Annotated in this window: 14 protein-coding genes and 2 pseudogenes; 3 read left to right on the plus strand and 13 right to left on the minus strand. The window is 36.4% G+C overall.

Annotated elements, in window-relative coordinates; all coding sequences use genetic code 11:
- Window positions 1-21: 21 nt before the first annotated feature.
- Window positions 22-1580 (minus strand): annotated as a pseudogene (locus JNUCC25_RS27025) (glycosyltransferase).
- Window positions 1570-2671 (minus strand): annotated as a pseudogene (locus tag JNUCC25_RS27030) (tetratricopeptide repeat-containing glycosyltransferase family 2 protein). The pseudogenes JNUCC25_RS27025 and JNUCC25_RS27030 overlap by 11 nt, the downstream one beginning before the upstream one ends.
- A 410-nt stretch (window positions 2672-3081) precedes the next feature.
- On the opposite strand from JNUCC25_RS27030, the gene JNUCC25_RS27035 reads away from it, so the two are divergent.
- A complete protein-coding gene (locus JNUCC25_RS27035) occupies window positions 3082-6441 on the plus strand; it encodes an NTTRR-F1 domain (RefSeq protein ID WP_454223294.1) in 3360 nt (1119 codons plus the stop codon).
- Window positions 6442-7053: 612 nt separating this feature from the next.
- Here JNUCC25_RS27035 and JNUCC25_RS27040 read toward each other — a convergent pair.
- The 7 genes from JNUCC25_RS27040 to JNUCC25_RS27070 all read right to left on the minus strand — a co-directional run bounded on the left by JNUCC25_RS27040 (window position 7054) and on the right by JNUCC25_RS27070 (window position 12611).
- The gene (locus JNUCC25_RS27040; protein WP_454223295.1) at window positions 7054-7341 is read right to left on the minus strand and encodes a hypothetical protein; all 288 of its coding nucleotides are present in this window, start codon (window positions 7339-7341) and stop codon (window positions 7054-7056) included.
- Between the two features lie 708 nt (window positions 7342-8049).
- Window positions 8050-8763, minus strand: coding sequence for a DUF4386 domain-containing protein (locus JNUCC25_RS27045; protein ID WP_176586627.1), 714 nt, complete (start codon window positions 8761-8763; stop codon window positions 8050-8052).
- Between the two features lie 849 nt (window positions 8764-9612).
- The gene (locus JNUCC25_RS27050; protein WP_289921168.1) at window positions 9613-9762 is read right to left on the minus strand and encodes a phosphoesterase; all 150 of its coding nucleotides are present in this window, start codon (window positions 9760-9762) and stop codon (window positions 9613-9615) included.
- A gap of 127 nt (window positions 9763-9889) precedes the next feature.
- Window positions 9890-10069, minus strand: a complete 180-nt coding sequence (locus JNUCC25_RS27055) for a hypothetical protein (RefSeq protein ID WP_025751503.1) — start codon at window positions 10067-10069, stop codon at window positions 9890-9892.
- A gap of 548 nt (window positions 10070-10617) precedes the next feature.
- A complete protein-coding gene (locus JNUCC25_RS27060; protein ID WP_454223296.1) occupies window positions 10618-11106 on the minus strand; it encodes a DinB family protein in 489 nt (162 codons plus the stop codon).
- A 406-nt stretch (window positions 11107-11512) separates the two neighbouring features.
- Window positions 11513-12052, minus strand: coding sequence for a DUF1697 domain-containing protein (locus JNUCC25_RS27065; RefSeq protein ID WP_289921320.1), 540 nt, complete (start codon window positions 12050-12052; stop codon window positions 11513-11515).
- Between the two features lie 40 nt (window positions 12053-12092).
- A complete protein-coding gene (locus tag JNUCC25_RS27070) occupies window positions 12093-12611 on the minus strand; it encodes a DinB family protein (RefSeq protein WP_029325568.1) in 519 nt (172 codons plus the stop codon).
- A gap of 184 nt (window positions 12612-12795) precedes the next feature.
- On the opposite strand from JNUCC25_RS27070, the gene JNUCC25_RS27075 reads away from it, so the two are divergent.
- Together JNUCC25_RS27075 and JNUCC25_RS27080 are read left to right on the plus strand one after the other, a co-directional pair.
- On the plus strand, window positions 12796-12936 hold the full coding sequence (locus JNUCC25_RS27075) for an FbpB family small basic protein (protein WP_081715163.1): 141 nt from the start codon (window positions 12796-12798) through the stop codon (window positions 12934-12936).
- A gap of 630 nt (window positions 12937-13566) precedes the next feature.
- Entirely contained in the window at window positions 13567-13998 is a 432-nt protein-coding gene (locus JNUCC25_RS27080) for a VOC family protein (protein WP_029325567.1), read from the plus strand.
- Between the two features lie 352 nt (window positions 13999-14350).
- Here JNUCC25_RS27080 and JNUCC25_RS27085 read toward each other — a convergent pair whose 3' ends face one another.
- From JNUCC25_RS27085 to JNUCC25_RS27100, 4 genes are all read right to left on the minus strand, one after another.
- Entirely contained in the window at window positions 14351-14728 is a 378-nt protein-coding gene (locus tag JNUCC25_RS27085; protein ID WP_454223297.1) for a hypothetical protein, read from the minus strand.
- Window positions 14729-14745: 17 nt separating this feature from the next.
- The gene (locus JNUCC25_RS27090) at window positions 14746-15930 is read right to left on the minus strand and encodes an Alp7A family actin-like protein (RefSeq protein WP_029325565.1); all 1185 of its coding nucleotides are present in this window, start codon (window positions 15928-15930) and stop codon (window positions 14746-14748) included.
- A 598-nt stretch (window positions 15931-16528) separates the two neighbouring features.
- On the minus strand, window positions 16529-17779 hold the full coding sequence (locus JNUCC25_RS27095) for an MFS transporter (RefSeq protein ID WP_454223298.1): 1251 nt from the start codon (window positions 17777-17779) through the stop codon (window positions 16529-16531).
- 477 nt (window positions 17780-18256) lie between these two features.
- A complete protein-coding gene (locus tag JNUCC25_RS27100) occupies window positions 18257-18526 on the minus strand; it encodes a DUF1871 family protein (RefSeq protein WP_029325563.1) in 270 nt (89 codons plus the stop codon).
- Window positions 18527-18649 lie beyond the last annotated feature (123 nt).

The following is an 18649-nucleotide window of genomic DNA, read 5'->3' on the forward strand; positions in this document are numbered from 1 at the left end:
TACTTTTTTTATTTAAAATCTTCATCCTTGCTCTTCCCACTTTATTAGGTTGGGGTTTTCGTCCAATATGGAATCGTATTGTCCCTTCATTCCATATTGGCCATGAGGATCTAGGGTCAAATATCTTTTGTATTTTTCTAAACGATACTCTAATTTCGACCACCCATAATGTTTAACTCTTAAGTTGGAGATACTATTCGGTAATTGAAATATATTGTTAGGGAATCTCCCACAGTGCTGAGGAGTTTCTTTCCAGGTGTAGGAGAAATCATCTCGATATCTAACTAGAAACGGTCGATAGTAAAAATGTGATCGCCAGTAGTCATCCTCACGGTAATGAGTATCATTCCAAAAGTCATAGAGTCTAAAAGAATAAAGATCATAGTCTCCCTGAGTGAGAAGATGTTGTATGTCTCGATCAAATTTGTCCTCAAATATCTCATCCGCATCCATATTTAAAATCCAATTAGGTTCTGTATTGACTGTTTCCTCCTCCATTGCTGTTTACGAAGCTCCACTTCATTAGAGAATTTTGAGTCTTCATTTCGTATAATTTTATAGGACACCGTTTTTAACACTTCTTTACAAACTTCAACCGAGTTGTCAGTACTGCCGTCGTCGATAATCACAGCATCGTCAATATAGGGGAGGTGACTTCTCAAAACTTCTTCTAAATATCGATTTTCTTCATTTTTGATCACCATAGACAAAGTAAGTTTTGTTTTTTTAGGAGTAGAAACATAGATATTGGATTGGACTGGTTTCTGCCTTTCCTTTATTTTGGTTACAAATTCTTGCCCCTTTTTAATGTCAATATCCCGATAAATATGATGGGCGGGGTAATGTGTATCTACATACAAAGAAAGACCCATTGCAGCTGCGCGTATACAAAAATGGCGATCTTCTCCCCAAAATGTTAAATTAGGTATTTTACTAAAGTTGACTCCTTTTTTAAGGGCATTTTGCGAAATAAGAGTACAGGCACCAAGTCCTCCCACCTCATAAACCCCTGGATTTCTCATTTTAGTTATAAATTCTTGATAACGAGCATTTATCTGTTCAGTAGATAAATTCTCTCCCGGTTGTTTATCGTATTGGGTATATTCATCATAGAGCCATACCTGTGGTTGCTCCATCGAATCTGGCTGCCATTTTGTCCAAAATACCTCAGAGATAATATCTTTTTCTTGCTGAACTAGATGAGAAAGAGTCTCTGGAAATAATAAAAGATCAGAGTCCACCAAAAATAAATAATCATAATTTTTCTTCTTTGCATATTGAATGATTGAGTTTTTAAAATCAGCTACTTTCCAAACGAGATGTTCATTCCAGTAGTGTGTTTGTCCATCACGGGAATAAACATCTTGGTAATCTGATTTTTCGACAATCACTGATTGAATATACTCTTGAAATTGTATAAGAAGACAACTTGAATCTACATTTTCGTTATCATCTATGAAATAGAAATCTACTATCATTTCTTCTTTATTGAGGTGTTTTAAAGATTCTAGGAATAATGATAAAATTTCTCGTTTTTGGTGAACGGGACTTGCGACTAGTATCCTTTTTTTAAGTTTCATTTCCTACACCAACTTTTTCTATCGGAAGTTTCGTTTTTAAATATTCCTTATTATGAAGATATTTAGGGTCGTTAGGTCTGTAAGTACCTGCTAATTCATTATGATGATTTGCTTTTTCATAATCTCCTAAAGCATCGTAACAAACACAAAGCTGAATATGAGGAATCCATGTGGAATAGGCTTGATTTTGAATTCCTAAATTATCTGATGTGATTCCTGTTTTTGTTGCTAAGTCATACCAAAAAACAGCAGATTGGTAATCATTTTTGTCAATAAAATAATGAGCCAATCGACAACAAATTTCAGGTCTAGGAGCAGTATAAGTAAAGGATCGTAGTAGAGATTTAATCATTCTTTCTTTATCAAAAATTTCATGATAACAATCAGCTAAATTTCTACATGCTGCAATATTATCTTCAATCCATCCTTTTTCCGTTGAAAGAAATTTTTCATAAAACTCAATTGCCCTTTTAAATTGTCGATGATCTTTTAATTCATTTGCGAAATAATATAAATCCCTCGGAGAAAACTCTTCACCAGTAAGTAGCTTTCTCTCATAGATTTTTAAATTACGGTCGGAGTCGTGGTGAATACTTTTATGGGTCACGGCAACTTCGCTATTCATAATATTTCCCCATACTTCAAGGTATTCGTGGACAGCCCCAATCCAACGGAAGCCATTCCTTCTTTTTACTAATCGATTTCTCCTTAAACTTGACGTAACGTTACCATATTCATCTGTAGCTAAAATATATTTCATCGTTACTGAGTCAACAGAGGATTCTAGGTTCAGTTTTAGTGCCAGCAATTTCTGTTGATCTTCCTCTAGGAAAACATCATCCGCATCCAACCATAAAATATAATCTTTTGTGGCTTTCTCAAACGCGTAGTTGCGGGCCTTTGAAAAATCATGAACCCATTCAAAATCATAAATTCGATCCGTATAGTTACTCGCAATTTTTTTTGTTTGGTCATTCGAACCTGTGTCAATGATATTTATTTCATCAACTAATTGGTAAATACTCTCTAAGCATCGTCCAATCGAATCCTCTTTCATTTTTTACAATCATACATAAACTAATAGAAACCATAACTTGTTCCTCCTATAAATTTTTAATACATGTGTGGTTATCATCCATCTTTATAAATAAAAAAACTGGACGCCTCGTTATAAAGCAATATGGAATTTATCCAATCATGGGTTAGAGTAACAGTACATGTAGGATAAAGAGTGAAAAAAATTTAAAATTATCATTTTCTCATAGCTCATCTTATGTATGTTTTATTAAGATATTAACCTTAAATTTCGTTATATAAATAGTTAATAAAAACGGTTGTTTTCGTATATTTACAATAATTCTATTGAAATACTTGTAAAATATTTGTGATTTTAGTCATATCTATATCCTTGTAAGGCATTTTTAAAAGTAGGAGGGACCATAGAACGAAAATGGATGAATTCCTAAAAAGTCATTTAATGAAACGGAGGACAAATAATTGAATGTCTATTCAAAACCTAATCGTTAATGGAGGATTTGAAACAGGAACACTTTCATCGTGGATAACTGCTAATACAACAATCGACAGCCAGTATTCACATTCGGGATTTTATTCGGCGAGATTACAAGGAGGGGCAACCTTCTCTTATATTTCGCAATTTGTGCCAGTTGAACCAGGGGAGAGATTAGAGGTTTTGGCCTCCTTAGCTACGATAGGACAGGCACCTGCCATTTTCATTACTATCCAAGTGTTTTACTATGATAATCAGTCTAATTTACTTGAAAATGGACTTCTCGTAACAGTTCCAGGTGATCAAATTCCTAATGTAGAGAATCATACGTGGCTAGAAAACTATCACACTACAACCGCAGCTCCACCAGGTTCTACACGAGCCTTTATTGTTATTAATACTCTTCCACAAGTGGAGACTTCAGATGTTTTGGTGGATGATGTGGCCGTATTGGTTGTAAATACCAATGGAGCAATAGGAGTCACCGGAGCGACAGGTCCTACTGGAACCACGGGAACTACTGGAGTTACTGGGGCTACTGGAGTTACTGGGGCTACTGGAATTACTGGAGCCACTGGAACCACTGGAGTTACTGGAGCTACTGGAACCACTGGAATTACTGGGGCTACTGGAATTACTGGAACTACTGGTGAAACTGGCGCTACGGGAGTCACGGGGACAACCGGAGCTACTGGAATCACTGGAGTTACGGGGACAACCGGAGCTACTGGAATTACGGGAGTCACTGGCGCTACTGGAATCACAGGAACTACTGGAATTACTGGCTCTACTGGGGTGACGGGAGTCACTGGAGCAACCGGAATCACCGGGGCTACTGGAATTACTGGAGCCACTGGAACCACTGGAGTTACTGGAATTACTGGAGCTACTGGAACCACTGGCGCTACTGGGGCTACTGGAATTACTGGAACTACTGGTGAAACTGGCGCTACGGGAGTCACTGGGACAACCGGAGCTACTGGAATCACTGGAGTTACTGGGACAACCGGAGCTACTGGAATTACTGGAGTCACTGGGGCTACTGGAATTACTGGGGCTACTGGAGTTACTGGAGCCACTGGAGCCACTGGAGCCACTGGAACCACTGGAATTACTGGAGCTACTGGAACTACTGGAACTACTGGAACTACTGGAACTACTGGTGAAACTGGAGCTACTGGAACCACTGGCGCTACTGGAATTACTGGGGCTACTGGAATCACTGGAACTACTGGAATTACTGGCTCTACTGGGGTGACGGGAGTCACTGGAGCAACCGGAATCACCGGGGCTATTGGAATCACTGGCGCTACTGGAATTACTGGGGCTACTGGAATCACTGGAACTACTGGAATTACTGGCTCTACTGGGGTGACGGGAGTCACTGGAGCAACCGGAATCACCGGGGCTACTGGAATCACCGGGGCTACTGGAACCACTGGAGTTACTGGAACCACTGGAGTTACTGGAACCACTGGAGTTACTGGAACCACTGGAACCACTGGAGTTACTGGAATTACTGGAGCTACTGGAACCACTGGGGCTACTGGAATCACAGGAACTACTGGAATCACAGGAACTACTGGAATCACAGGAACTACTGGAACTACTGGAATTACTGGCTCTACTGGGGTGACGGGAGTCACTGGAGCAACCGGAATCACCGGGGCTACTGGAATCACTGGCGCTACTGGAATTACTGGGGCTACTGGAGCCACTGGAGCCACTGGAACCACTGGAGTTACTGGAGTTACTGGAATTACTGGAGCTACTGGAACCACTGGGGCTACTGGAATTACTGGGGCTACTGGAATTACTGGGGCTACTGGAATCACAGGAACTACTGGAATCACTGGAGTTACTGGAATCACTGGAGCCACCGGAGTTACTGGAATCACTGGAGCCACTGGAGTGACGGGAGCCACTGGAACCACTGGAGTTACTGGAATTACTGGAGCTACTGGAGCTACTGGAACCACTGGGGCTACTGGAATTACTGGGGCTACTGGAATCACAGGAACTACTGGAATTACTGGCTCTACTGGGGTGACGGGAGTTACTGGAGCAACCGGAATCACCGGGGCTATTGGAATCACTGGCGCTACTGGAATTACTGGAACCACTGGAGTTACTGGAATTACTGGAATTACTGGAGCTACTGGAACCACTGGGGCTACTGGAATTACTGGGGCTACTGGAATTACTGGGGCTACTGGAATTACTGGGGCTACTGGAATCACAGGAACTACTGGAATTACTGGCTCTACTGGGGTGACGGGAGTCACTGGAGCAACCGGAATCACCGGGGCTATTGGAATCACTGGCGCTACTGGAATTACTGGGGCTACTGGAACCACTGGAATTACTGGCGCTACTGGAACCACTGGAGTTACTGGAATTACTGGAATTACTGGAGCTACTGGAACCACTGGGGCTACTGGAATCACTGGCGCTACTGGAATTACTGGGGCTACTGGAATCACAGGAACTACTGGAATCACAGGAACTACTGGAATTACTGGCTCTACTGGGGTGACGGGAGTCACTGGAGCAACCGGAGTCACCGGGGCTACTGGAATCACTGGCGCTACTGGAATTACTGGGGCTACTGGAACCACTGGAGTTACTGGCGCTACTGGAATTACTGGGGCTACTGGGGCTACTGGAGCCACTGGAATTACTGGAGCTACTGGAACCACTGGGGCTACTGGAATTACTGGGGCTACTGGAATTACTGGGGCTACTGGAATCACAGGAACTACTGGAATCACTGGAGTTACTGGAATCACTGGAGCCACTGGAGCCACCGGAGTTACTGGAATCACTGGAGTTACTGGAATCACTGGAGCCACTGGAGCCACCGGAGTTACTGGAATCACTGGAGTTACTGGAATCACTGGAGCCACTGGAGCCACCGGAGCTACTGGTCCTACCGGACCAACTGCTAGTTCACCAACTCTAGCTTTTTCTGAAGTACCTGGAACAATAACTATCTTTCCACCTTTAAACACTGAAGTAACAGTTGCGAGTGTTACCCAAAACGTTCTGATTAATCAACGACTTAAAATTGATTATGCTTTAGCTGTTGAGATAATTACTACAGCCAACTGGTCATTTATACTTGAAATGCGATTATATAGAGACACAACATTAATTGATACCAGAATACTTAATAGCAACTCGCAGCAAGCAGGTACTCACAGATTTCCATTAGCTAATACACAGGTAGATGTAGCTCCTGCTACTACAACTTCTACCTATAGTCTCAGACTCATTGTTACAACAGCTTCAAGTGTTACTTCAGCTACGGCAATTAATCGAGATTTGAACATTATAACATTTACACCCTAACATGCTATAGATGTTACTTTGGATACTCTTTGAGTATCCTTTTTTAGTTAAAAACGTTAAGTTGTCAGTTGATGTTTTTCAACTGAAATTTACTATCAGATCAAGATTTCCCCAAAAGGCTAACTATTTGTTTTATGGTAACTAAGGTTGTATATCATAGTCGTCTAAAAAACAGAAAAACCTATCTCTTCCGAGTAAAAAGAGGTAGGTTTTTTCTGTTGCAGAATTTAGTTGTATGAGTCGATGTTTGGTGACATCTTGAGTAGTTGGCTTAAGTTGTTATTTATTATCCGTTTATAGTGGGGACAGAATATAAATCAATCTCTTTTACTGGTTATTTGTACCAAAAGGTCGGCAAGAAAGATAATAGCAAAGGGAACAATGCAAACAATGAAGATCTCACGAAAGACAATATAAGCCTTATTATTCATTTATATTGGATCCACCTTTATATTTTAGAGTAAACATTCTAGGGTTTCTTAAGTAGTAGAATGTGAAAGTATTCATATCAAGTAAAACAACAGGGTTAATCATGCTGATATTCTTATCATTTACTTCTCAGAATGGTGATATGATAGGTTATTTGTCTTGGATGGCATAAAAAAAGCCAGTTCATTGAATAAACTGTAGCTTATTGTTCTTTATTGGATTAAAACTGTTGAGATAGACCTTTTCTTGAGCATACTTGAAATAATACCCTAGTTCATCTTGGTGGATTTTACGAGTAAAGAATCTTTCAAGTGTAGTGTTCTTAGCAGAACCAAAAAAGTGATCTCCTGTATCAGTATAAAAGATGTCAATAGCGTAAATAGAGAAGTCATAAACATATGGAAGGCTGTACACAGCAAACTTACTAGTAATACCTTGTTCATACCTCTTGATGTGCTCTGTCTTTTTCACAATCTTTCAACTCCCTTGACTTAAGAATAACAGTACTCTGGAGAGTAATTCATTGTTTTTATATAAAATTAAAAGGAGGAACAACAAACAATGAAATTGTCCCTCCAAAGCAGAAAATGAACAAAACATGCTGCATATACAGTATTTTGTAATTAATCGACAGTATACCATGAGAACGATGTCCTATAACCTTTGACATACGTATGTATAGAAAATGAAACATCTTGTAGCACTACTGACACATTGTTGATAAAAAAAGGCATCATCCCATCATAAAACATGGCATATACAGCCTGAAATAGAAAAGCTACTGTGCCTCAACAGTAGCTTTTCATTAAAGAAAGTAGGTTGCAAATACCAATGTCGGAAGGTATTAAATTACATTTTCTCTATTTTCAAAAAATATACTAATAGCAAATGAAAAACCTACCCCAAATGCGTTAAGGTAGGTTTTTCGTTTATACGTTAGAAAAAAGAAAATGTTGGGAGGATTAATCCTCTTTTGTAGTTTGCTCAACATATAGAATGTTATTCATTATTACAAGTACGCAATGATCTAAAACTGAATATGATTGTTGAATCTTCATTTACCTAGTAGGCTTTTTTTCCTAAATTGTCCCTTCACAAAGGTGCAATTTCGTGTATGTTCGCTTAAAACTGCCGTTAGTTTAAATACAGTTTTTTACCAAGCTAATTATGTGTTCGCTATTATGTCGTGGCTTTCTTTTTTTCATCCAAAGAAGCAAGTGCAGATTCACTGAATCCTTTAACGATGAGCCATACTGCTAAAATCATTTCATTAGCTGCTACTGGTAGCGACAATATAGCACCCCAAACAGAGAGTTGAGAAAATACATCAAACATTTCTAACAGGCCTGCTATAAAAACAAGAGTTGCTCCAATCATACCTAAGATTGGTATAAATCTAGGCACAAGTTTAGATCTATAAAATATATAACTGTACATCATCGTATTTATACCTAGCATGATATTTGGTCCAAGTAAAAATGTCCAATCGTGTATTGCTTTTAATACAGTTCCTGAAGCTTGAAAAGAGGCAGTATCCTGAGTTCCTGTTGCTACAAATTCTTGACTTAAGGTCAACAAGGACAATACGCTGATTACACCCACAGTAATAATTACTGCTTCAAGAAATCTGAAGCAAACATGCCAAAGAGCTATAGTTTCGTTATACTTTTTTAAAAATGGAAACATTATAGTCGAAGTACCAATGGCTGATGCCACAAGGATTAACTCCATAAGTGCTCCCACTATCACTTGGTTGGTATGTTCAGAACCTTTAGTAAGATAATCGGGACTGTTTAAGATGGGGTCGTATAAAATGAGACCTATTATTGCCGTAACGGCTGCAAGTATAAACAGTACCCCCACCAGTTGTGCTGCTTTTTTGTTTGAATTCACTTTTCATCCCCTCCTTTGATCATTCTTTTTTGAACTAAACTAATATCGTAATTACCTCGATGACAACAGCTATTTTCACGTTATCATTAAGTATGTTGTTTGCTATGATATTATGACTGTCAAAGTTTGTATAGAAGGTTTATAAAAAGACCAACTCCCTTGTAAGCTAGTCTTTTTATTAGGTTGCTATTTATCATCTTCTACATTAAATCTTAATTAATTATATAAAAAGACATATATTGCGAGGAATAGAAATAATTTTGTGGAATTATACATCGTTTGTAGATGGGGATTAATCGCTTACCCAACTGCTAAAGATAAATCTACTATTATTATAATTTTCCAATGAAAATTCCTATGCATCAGGTGGATAGCATGCGTGACTATCATTGTATTTGGCGTAGGTGGGGCTCATACTGAAAGAAAGAATGAACTTTTTTAACTCTATATGATGTTACATAACGGATAATACAATAAATACATTATTAATTTGTATGTATAAGAGATTACTAGATAGGAGATGATAGAAGTAAGAAACATAAATAAAGGAGGGAAAAATGTTGAAGGAATATAAACAGGTATTTTCCAATTTTATTGACGAAGACCGATTCGAACTACATTCATACCTTACTTATTTATTCAATCAATCTCAGGACAAAGATGTAATTCAGGTAGAAAATGAACATCTAACATAATAAATATACACATATTGTAGAGCGAAAGGGTAAATATATGAATAAAAAATAAGATAAGCGATCTTACTGTTCGCGTTAGGATAGATGAGTCGCTTATTATTGTTCGCATGTAAAGGTTTCAAAATAGTAGGTTAATTCTATTACATAAGACATTCTATGTAATACCTCGGAGCTGTTTACTTAATCGTAAGAGAGTTTCTTTATCTTTATTCTTTGAAGCTTGTTCCATCTGTACCAAAATTTCTGTTTTTCGAACGTCGCGTAGATTTTTCATTGACAAGAGTTGATTAAACGTGGCATTCATGTCTTATAACCCTCCTATCCTTGCGCAACCGTTTTTCTTTGTATTCCACACCAATCATTCTTTTTCCTTTAAAAGCTTTCCGTATTTAATAAAAAAACTCAGTCAAAAAAGACTGAGTTTCTGCTTATTATATGCTATTTACACCACTTTCTACCATAGCATGTTCCCAGCTAGGGAAAAAATAAAGTGCATTTTTCATTAGTTTTGGATGCGTTTGCTTTACTTTTTTCTTTTTTAGAGATTGTCCATTTGTTCCTAAGTACTGGATTTGGGCTTTGACTTCTTCGACCGTCATATCGGCTTGCATAAGATCACTCCCTTTATCAAGTTGGCTCTATTATTCCCTTCTTTTAGAGAGGCAAAACATATGCTTCTAGAATTAGCTTATATTTGATACAAATTATGAAGAATAACTACAACAAAGACTGCCCTTTATGTATCTTTCAACTGAAAGAGGTAATTCTAAGCCTGAGTTATTTTTTAAAAGAAATGGTGTTTCAACAAATGAATCACGTATTTTAATGAGTGTCGGAATTGAAAACTAATATTTAGCTAATTAAACAAAAGCACACAAGCTTTTCAAGACTTGTGTGCTTTTGTTTTACTACCTAGAATTCTAAGTATATAACATAACGTATAAAAAGGTATATTATTTTTCGTACGTATAATAAGGTTTATTCCGAAGTATAAATTGTCACTTTAGGAGTTATTTTGCACCTTTTTCAAGCGATATTTTGCACTATAAATAAGTATAAAAAGCCCAATTTCTTAATATTAAAATTAAGAAATTGGACTTTTATCATCACTTCGGAATAGTGCTCTATAGTGGAATAACTGTAAAGCTAATAAAACTTTTTAAAAGCTGCATTTCTCTGCCCAAGCTCCTTGCATTTTACTAAGGAATACAATTTGCCCAATATGATATGCGTCGTGCATTGCTAAACTCTTCAGTTCAAGCACTAATGGATTGTCATCAGGAATCGATCTATACAAATCTTCTAGTTCTGATTTTGCTAGTATTTTTTCAAGTTCACGATGAACAGAAAAGTATTCTTGTTTTGTTTCCTTCCAATTTTGAAAGGTCTCAGTTGGTAATCGATATGTAGCGTCATTATTTTCTGCCTTTGGTTCATTTGCTGTTTCACCTAGAAAGCGTAACAGAATTCTCTTTTCATAGAAAAGTAAATGACAAACTAATTCCCAAATGGAATGTGCCCCTTCAACTGGTTTCCAAATTGCCTGTTCCAAAGTAATATTCTCTAGTACTTTTTCAAGTGGTGGAAACCAGTCTTCTTTATCTAAGCAGCTTGCCCATTGTTGTAACAAAAGTGTCCTTACATCCATTTTCTATTCCCTCCAATCTTATCCCTTTTAATAGATAATCCCTTTGGTCAATATTCATTTGAGGCATGTTGTTCTGGCATAACTTACAATTTCGAGATGAACCATCTGATTACCTCCCTTACCCAATTGCTGAGCAACGTTAAAAAAGCACACATTTTATTATTTGTTCCAAAACTCTTACCTTTTTGGACTTTATACATCAATGTGATGATATAAACTTTACGTTATATCGTTGATTTATCAATATTTTTAGCTTTTGTTGAATCATACGTACTGTATAAAAAAGGGGACTTTTATACAAGACAATTTATGGTACTTTAGAATAAAATTTAATTATTTTTAGATGTACCCTATCTAACTAACACACTTGAACAATGGAATTACATCAATTTCTTCAAACTACTACTTACTGCATTTCATTTACCATATTGCCGAGCTTTTTGATTGTTTTCCAATTGCGTGATGTTCCTGGAACACCAACCTTCTGAAGTTGAACAGAAAGCTTAGAATGTCGAATACTTTGTCGCAAATATAAATAAATCTCTTTGCCCTTTATGTAACATTGCTCCATCTCACTTTTATAATTGAGTAAATGATTTATACATTCCTTAGAAGGTTCTTTAGCTAACAAAGATATATGTACACTCTCCCCTTCCGATAACGAGTTAACTGGATAAGGACAACTGCTAATAATTTGTTCCCATTCTGAAGCTGTTCTTAAAATAATAATGACAGAAAAACCGAAAGCCCTTCTAATCTCTTGCTCCATTTGCTCTTCTAATTGTTCTGCATTTCTTTCAGACTGCAATATAACATTTCCACTTTGAATATAGGTTTTAACTTTATCTAATCCCATATTTGTTAATAGACTCTTTAATTCCTGCATCCTTATTAATTTGTGTCCACCTACGTTAATGCCTCGTAATAAAGCAATATAAATAGTTATTTTAGGCACCTCTTTTGTTTTATTTCATTACTTTGACATCTTAATTGTTTCGCAATTCTTTAAGTAATTGGAAAATTTGACCTCTATGATGAGATTCATGTTCAATCAAATGGTAAACAACCCACTCAGGTGTAACGTCATAATGTTCAAGTATTCTTGGTCTACGCCAGTCTGTTAAGTCCATTGAACGAAAGTGGGAAAGAAATGCTTCTCGTACCTTATTAAGGCGGTGAAAATGATCTTCTAAGCTTTGTCCCTCGATGTGGGCTAAAGAACCATCTTCAGAACGAACTGCAAATGAGAACAAAGAACGTATTTCGGGATCCCATTCAGTAACCAGGACCTCTTCATATAACCAATCTGCCTCAATCAATGCAATGTGATACAATAGTGTGCTAATTGTTTGTCTTTCATCAATTTTTTTATCGAGCATACGCTGGCTGATTCCATTTAATTGTGCTAGAAGCGTACGGCGAACATCTTCTAAACACCATAGCCATCGACCAATTTCTTCTTTATATTCTGGTAATGAAAATACCTGTAAAGTTCTTTTTTTCAACGGGATCGCCCTCCTCTTAAGTAAAGTACTAACATTCTATAAAAAAGGGAGGTTTCCTTCCTTCAAAGAACATTCTTTTACCTGTTCTCCATTTTATGAAAACAAATAATTGCTTTATTCCATTTAATCGTTATAATCATACTTGTCTACGGACTAAACTAAACAGTAAGAAAGAAGTGCCATTATGAGAAAGTTAAAACCCTCTTTTCAAAACCTAGTCAATGAAAACAGACATAAAATACTAGAAGATAAAAAGGTCATGGAAGAGATTGAAGAAAAAATTGAAGCTCGCCAAGAGCAGGCAATAAAGATAAAAACGAAATAAGAGTCGAATAAAAACATCCTATCCAAACGGATGTTTTTTTGTATTGTACTGTTGTTTCATTTCTAGGTGAATTTCTTTTTACGGGATATTTCATCTGCCGTATCGAATTTAGCAAGTCACCAGAAAGAAGCTGTCAATATGAATTCAAAAGAACAAAAGAAGTTAGCAACTATTAGGGAGCTAATGGGGAATGCTAAAGAACGAGCTTATTTATTCCACTTTTATGTAAGTTAGTTCCAATTACTTATGTATTCTCGTTACGACTCTCCCTAATTTCAGTTTAATTTAAATCAACTTGATAAAAGCTCTTTAGCATACTATTGACTAGAAAAGTGATTAATTTTTCATATGGTATACAACCTGAAGATAGAAAAAGCAATGAACCCTGAGTCCTATACGGATAAGGACTCAGGGTATGTATTGTATCCTCAATAAATCAATGTAACAACAACGCTAAAATAAATATAATGTTGCATATTTTTTTCTTATCAAACTAACTGTGCAGGATAACCCAATAAATTTGTTGTATAGATACGTAGTAAGTGCTAGAACAAATACGAACATTAGTTCTTTTTTTAGTTAGCTATGATTTATTGAAATCTAAATAAAATTTTAAAAGAGGTGTTTTTCATGGTTTTAGGAATCTATCCTTATTTAGTTATGAATGGTAATGGACAAGAAGCTGTTAAATTTTACGAGAAGGCATTGGATGCAAAAGTTATTGGAGTTCAAACTTTCGGAGAAATGCCCGGAAATCCAGAATTCCCCACTCCTATAGAAGCAATAGATCGTGTAATGAATGCGCATTTAAAAGTTGGTGATACGGATTTAATGCTTTCTGATACATTCCCAGGTCAACCATACCAAATTGGATCACAAGTGACGGTAGCTATCTCCATAGATAGCGTAGAAGAATCAAAAGAAGTGTTCGAAAAGCTAAAAGAAGGCGGGCAAGTAGGAATGCCACTTCAAGAAACTTTTTGGAGCCCATCATATGGACAAGTAACAGACAAATTCGGTGTTACTTGGCAAATTTCAACACAAATTGATGATAATAAGTAATTGATGAGAAGTTAGTTGTTTAACTAAATCAAATATTTTATTGAACTAATGCGCGCATGTGTTCAGTAGAGTACATCTAAATATATTCAATTATATTTTAAAGTAGCATGAGTTCTAGTATAAACGAATGCTTTTTTATACAGATATTTTTGTGCATTTAGATAGCGAAAATGTTTATATAAATAATGTATAAAAAGATGCATATTAAAAAACACCTATCACCTCAAGAATCCTTGTCTTGCAAGTTTTTTGTCAGGTTCCATAAAGGTATATTATGGTAACTAAAGACACATACACTATAAAGCTTAAAAACAGAAAAAACCACTAGGATATATTCTAGTGGTTTTACTGTTTAAAAATCGTTATATTCTTCTAAGTCGTCATCGTCTAATGATCCAGATATATTTTCTAAATCTGCAATCTTTCCTTCTCTCAGTTGTGGAACCTTCGAAGGCTCTTCTTTTTGGAAGGAATGGTTTCCTACAAAACTTGTCGTTTTTGCTAATGTTTTTAAATCAGCTAATTCATTCTGAATATGTTCAAGCATTTCGTAGGTTTTTTTGTCTTCTATTGCTTTTTTTCCATTAGATGAATCATCTAGATCACGTAGAATTAAAGATGAAATATAGTCCCCTAACTTACGCGATTTAGCATGTTTAGCTAGTTTATTATAAACTTCATCACTCAATCGATTTGTCTTAATCGTAAAGGCGTTTTGACGCTCTGACATCCCTATCACCTACGTTATTAGGATTTAACGGTTTTCTTCTCTGCTGCTTGCTTCTTTTGAACATAACCAATACTACGAATCTCCAAGCCAAATAAATTTAAGTGGCGGCTATCTTGAGGAACCTTATGATACTTCTCCGTACGTTCTTCTCCAATTTTCTCACGCATACTATTCATGATAGCTACTTCTAAAGTCGGAGCTACTCCGCCGCAATATACATACTTACGTAGTTTATTCGCCGGTGGTGGTGCAACATCATTTAATTTAGCTAATAAAATCTCCACATATTCTCGTAGTGAAGATTTGATGGTACTTGTTAAATCAATGGATTCTCCTGTATTCTCGTTTTTTAATACAAACTTTTGCTTGCTGTAGTTATCGAGAATAAATTGATCAAAGGCACGTAAGTCTGTAAATAATTCTAGAAATTTCTCTTTCCGCAATTTATCAATATGCGCTAAATAAGGAATTCCTTCAATGCTTTGGAACGATTCACGACTATTGGCAGCTTTCAACCCTTCAGGTAAAATAACCACATCAATGGAACCTCCGCCAATGTCCACCATGACCGTTTCACATTCTACATACTCATTTGCATCTTCACGATCTTGAAGTGTTAAGTCTTTTTTTAACGCAAAACGTGCACTTTCTCCCTCTTTTAAGCACGCACTTTCTTCTACTACTACCTTTAACGTATTTTCAAAACCAGGCGTATGGACAGTAAATGTGTGGTCGCCTAAGAAGCGATTAGCCATGGCTTTTTGAGCCGCCCCAAATGTGCTCTCTTTCTTAAGGAGCCAGATTGGTAACATGGTAGAAAAATAGTCAATTTCAATTGTATTGTCTTTTTTATTTTTCGCATGCAACGCATGGTAATACGCAATGGCAGCTAAAAAAGTGATGTATGGAATATGACTTGTAATTTTATTATGTAATTTATTAATGTGATTATTAGCCAGCAATTGACTAGCTGCAATGTCACCTACTAAGAAATAACGCTCTTTCTCTTCGCCCTCAATGGTTGTAGAAAGTAAAATACGCTTCTTAAATTCTTCTGGAGCTGTCACCGCATCTGTAAAAAAGGAGTCTGCAGCTTCTTTTTGAAGTTCAACTACATTCGTTGGAAAATCAAATAGATACCCATCCATAATATTCATATCAACAGAGTTACCGCAATCTTTATTAAAACGTGAAATTTTCATTTATAAACACCTCATTTTTTAAGTTGAACTTATATTCAACTTATTGTACTTGATATAGGATAAAAATTCAATATGTGGAGGCAACTAAGTTATCTACAAAACCTTACATATATCAACAATTATTCAAATTATGTAGAACTTGTATCTACAAGCAATATTGGGATTCAATCCTTATGTACCTTACTTTATACTATCAACATAATAAGAGCCTGCATCAAAAATGATACAGGCTCTCCTCTCTTACAACAAAATAATTCTCATGTTCATTTGCCCTTGTGAGGCCCTTTCGTTACGTATATCGGTTCATAACGAGAGTAGCCTTCGTTAAATCACAATACCTACTTGTCAATTGGGGTAATACATTTGCTGAAGTCGCTGTTACGTCTTTCAAAACCGAACCAGTCCCTTCATTAAGCTAAGTATTTAACCTTTCACAGCATTCAATTCTACATGATATTGATACTGTATTATATGTGTACCACATCTTTTAGAATTAAAACATACCGTATTTTATTCTATTTCCTTTGGTTGTACTTTTACAACGAAAATGCTTTGTTTTTCATTAAGGGTATTTAAATAAGCATTCATAATTAGTTTTTTACTCTCCTAATTCTATACCTTCCTGCTTTGTCTCCTCTTTTAGATTATATAGAGGTAATATAAAAAGCAAACCTATAATAAACAAGACTGCTGCTGCCTCAAATATGGCAACCAATGAAAACTGCTCTTTTAAAACTCCAGCTATACTCATCGTTAATACCATGGATCCCGTAAAGAGAGGACTTAAAATCCCATTGACCCTGCCAATAAAAGAAGCCTCCGTTCTCTGTAAGATCATCGTATTGATACCAATCTGAATACACGGTAACATGAGACCATTTAGAAACTGAGCTCCCAGCGTCAGCCATAGGTTTACTGATAATCCCATTATGGCAAACCCTATTGCATTACCAGCCATCCCAAATGCGAGCAGCCTTTGCGGAGCTACTGTTTTGGCAAAGATCATTACTACTGCTCCACCTAAGATCATGCCAATTCCATTAGCTGTAAGTAACCACTGGAGATTTTCTTTTGCTAAACCCAACTGCTCTGTTACAAGGAAAATGGAGAGAGGCTGAATAAACCCTATTCCTAGTCCAGCTGCTAAAAAGCATAGACCTAACAGGCTCAACTCTTTCTTCCCCAAAACATACTTAACACCACTTTTCATTTCACTTAGCAGTGAAGTAGTTCCATTCTCTTCTTCCATCTTTCGATCAGAAGGTAGGAAAGTGAGCGCTGCTGCTGAAAGTAAAAATGCTGTACCTGTGATCGCAATGGAGAGATTTATACCAAAGGCTTGAAAGGCAAATGTTCCTAGTATTGGTCCTAGAACCATGAATATCGCAAAGACCGTTTGATAGACTGACATTCCTACCTGCATTTGCTCCTCCGGTAAATGCATTTTAAACAGTTTCATCCCTGAAGGCTGAGAGAATTGGGAAAGGATTGCAGAAATTAAAGTTGCGAAAAAAACTACGTGCCAAGATCCAAGTATAAGCGTGACAAGCACAGCAAATACAGATATTGCACTTAAAATATCACACCACACCATGGTACGTTTTGGACGCCAGCGATCTGCAAATGTTCCGCCAATAAAAGAGAAAATAAAAATTGGTGCAAATTCTGCTACAGATATTAAAGATACTGCAAATGGGTCGCCGTTTGTCTTCTCCATTATGAAAAGAAGTACAGCAAAATTTCTAACCCATATCCCTATTTGCAAGAATAACCCAGAGATAATAATAGCTTGAAAAACACGGTTTCCAAACAACTTGGTTGAATGGTTTACGGGTAATTTTTCTTCCAAAACAAAAAACCTCCTGCGTATTTTCTGAACAGGAGGAAGTACAGTACAACAACAATATTGGCATGACATTCCGAAAGAAAGGAATACAATGATCAATTTGATTTGTATGTAAAAGTACAGTCTAATCCTATTCAGAAAAAACAATCGTATTATTTAACGAATTTTTTCTTAAAAAATAGGATTAATTAATCATTGTTTCACGTCCACCCTTCCTTTTTTTTACTAGTAATAGGATAATTTATTATTTGTAATAAATCAACGCTTTTAGAACCCGAAATTTCTACAAAATATTCGTTTCACTCATCATCAATCTATTAAAAATAAATAATTATTTTTTGGGCAGGTTTCTTCTATTAGGTATTAAAGAGAGATAGCTTATAGTAAATAAAGTTGTATATCGTAACTCGTCTCAGAAGTGGGACTTAGGAAGAAATCTCTTCTTTCTAAGCACTTATCTAACGATAAGCTTGCGTTTATCTATTCTCTTATCTGCTCCCAGATTTGCTGTGCAATTCCTATACAGTCCTCTTTTGTTAACGTACTATTAAATGACTGATTTAATATTTCTGTTATCTCAATCGCCAGACTCTCAGCGTTTGGTACTTTGTACACCATAGGAAGGATCCATGTAGCTTCATACTCATATTCCTCAGAAGCATGCAGAGAGAGGGGATTCCATGTATAGATAATTGATTGTATCGTTTCTTTTACATCATTAAACCTTGTACTCCATTGTTGTCCTTTCATTTCCATCACCTTCTATTAGCTTATTCATTGTTATCTTTAGTATAAATAAAAGAACATATAAAAGAAAAAATAGCATCTATACAATAGGCGTTGTACGAATTTAGAATGAATAGCTTATAGAAA

The organism is Priestia sp. JNUCC 25, from assembly GCF_053667915.1.

Coding starts and splice junctions, on each gene's coding strand:
- JNUCC25_RS27035 (WP_454223294.1), top strand. CDS start 3,082: ATGTCTATTCAAAACCTAATCGTTAATGGAGGATTTGAAACAGGAACA.
- JNUCC25_RS27050 (WP_289921168.1), bottom strand. CDS start 9,762: ATGAATGCCACGTTTAATCAACTCTTGTCAATGAAAAATCTACGCGAC.
- JNUCC25_RS27055 (WP_025751503.1), bottom strand. CDS start 10,069: ATGCAAGCCGATATGACGGTCGAAGAAGTCAAAGCCCAAATCCAGTAC.
- JNUCC25_RS27060 (WP_454223296.1), bottom strand. CDS start 11,106: ATGGATGTAAGGACACTTTTGTTACAACAATGGGCAAGCTGCTTAGAT.
- JNUCC25_RS27075 (WP_081715163.1), top strand. CDS start 12,796: ATGAGAAAGTTAAAACCCTCTTTTCAAAACCTAGTCAATGAAAACAGA.
- JNUCC25_RS27080 (WP_029325567.1), top strand. CDS start 13,567: ATGGTTTTAGGAATCTATCCTTATTTAGTTATGAATGGTAATGGACAA.
- JNUCC25_RS27085 (WP_454223297.1), bottom strand. CDS start 14,728: ATGTCAGAGCGTCAAAACGCCTTTACGATTAAGACAAATCGATTGAGT.
- JNUCC25_RS27090 (WP_029325565.1), bottom strand. CDS start 15,930: ATGAAAATTTCACGTTTTAATAAAGATTGCGGTAACTCTGTTGATATG.
- JNUCC25_RS27100 (WP_029325563.1), bottom strand. CDS start 18,526: ATGAAAGGACAACAATGGAGTACAAGGTTTAATGATGTAAAAGAAACG.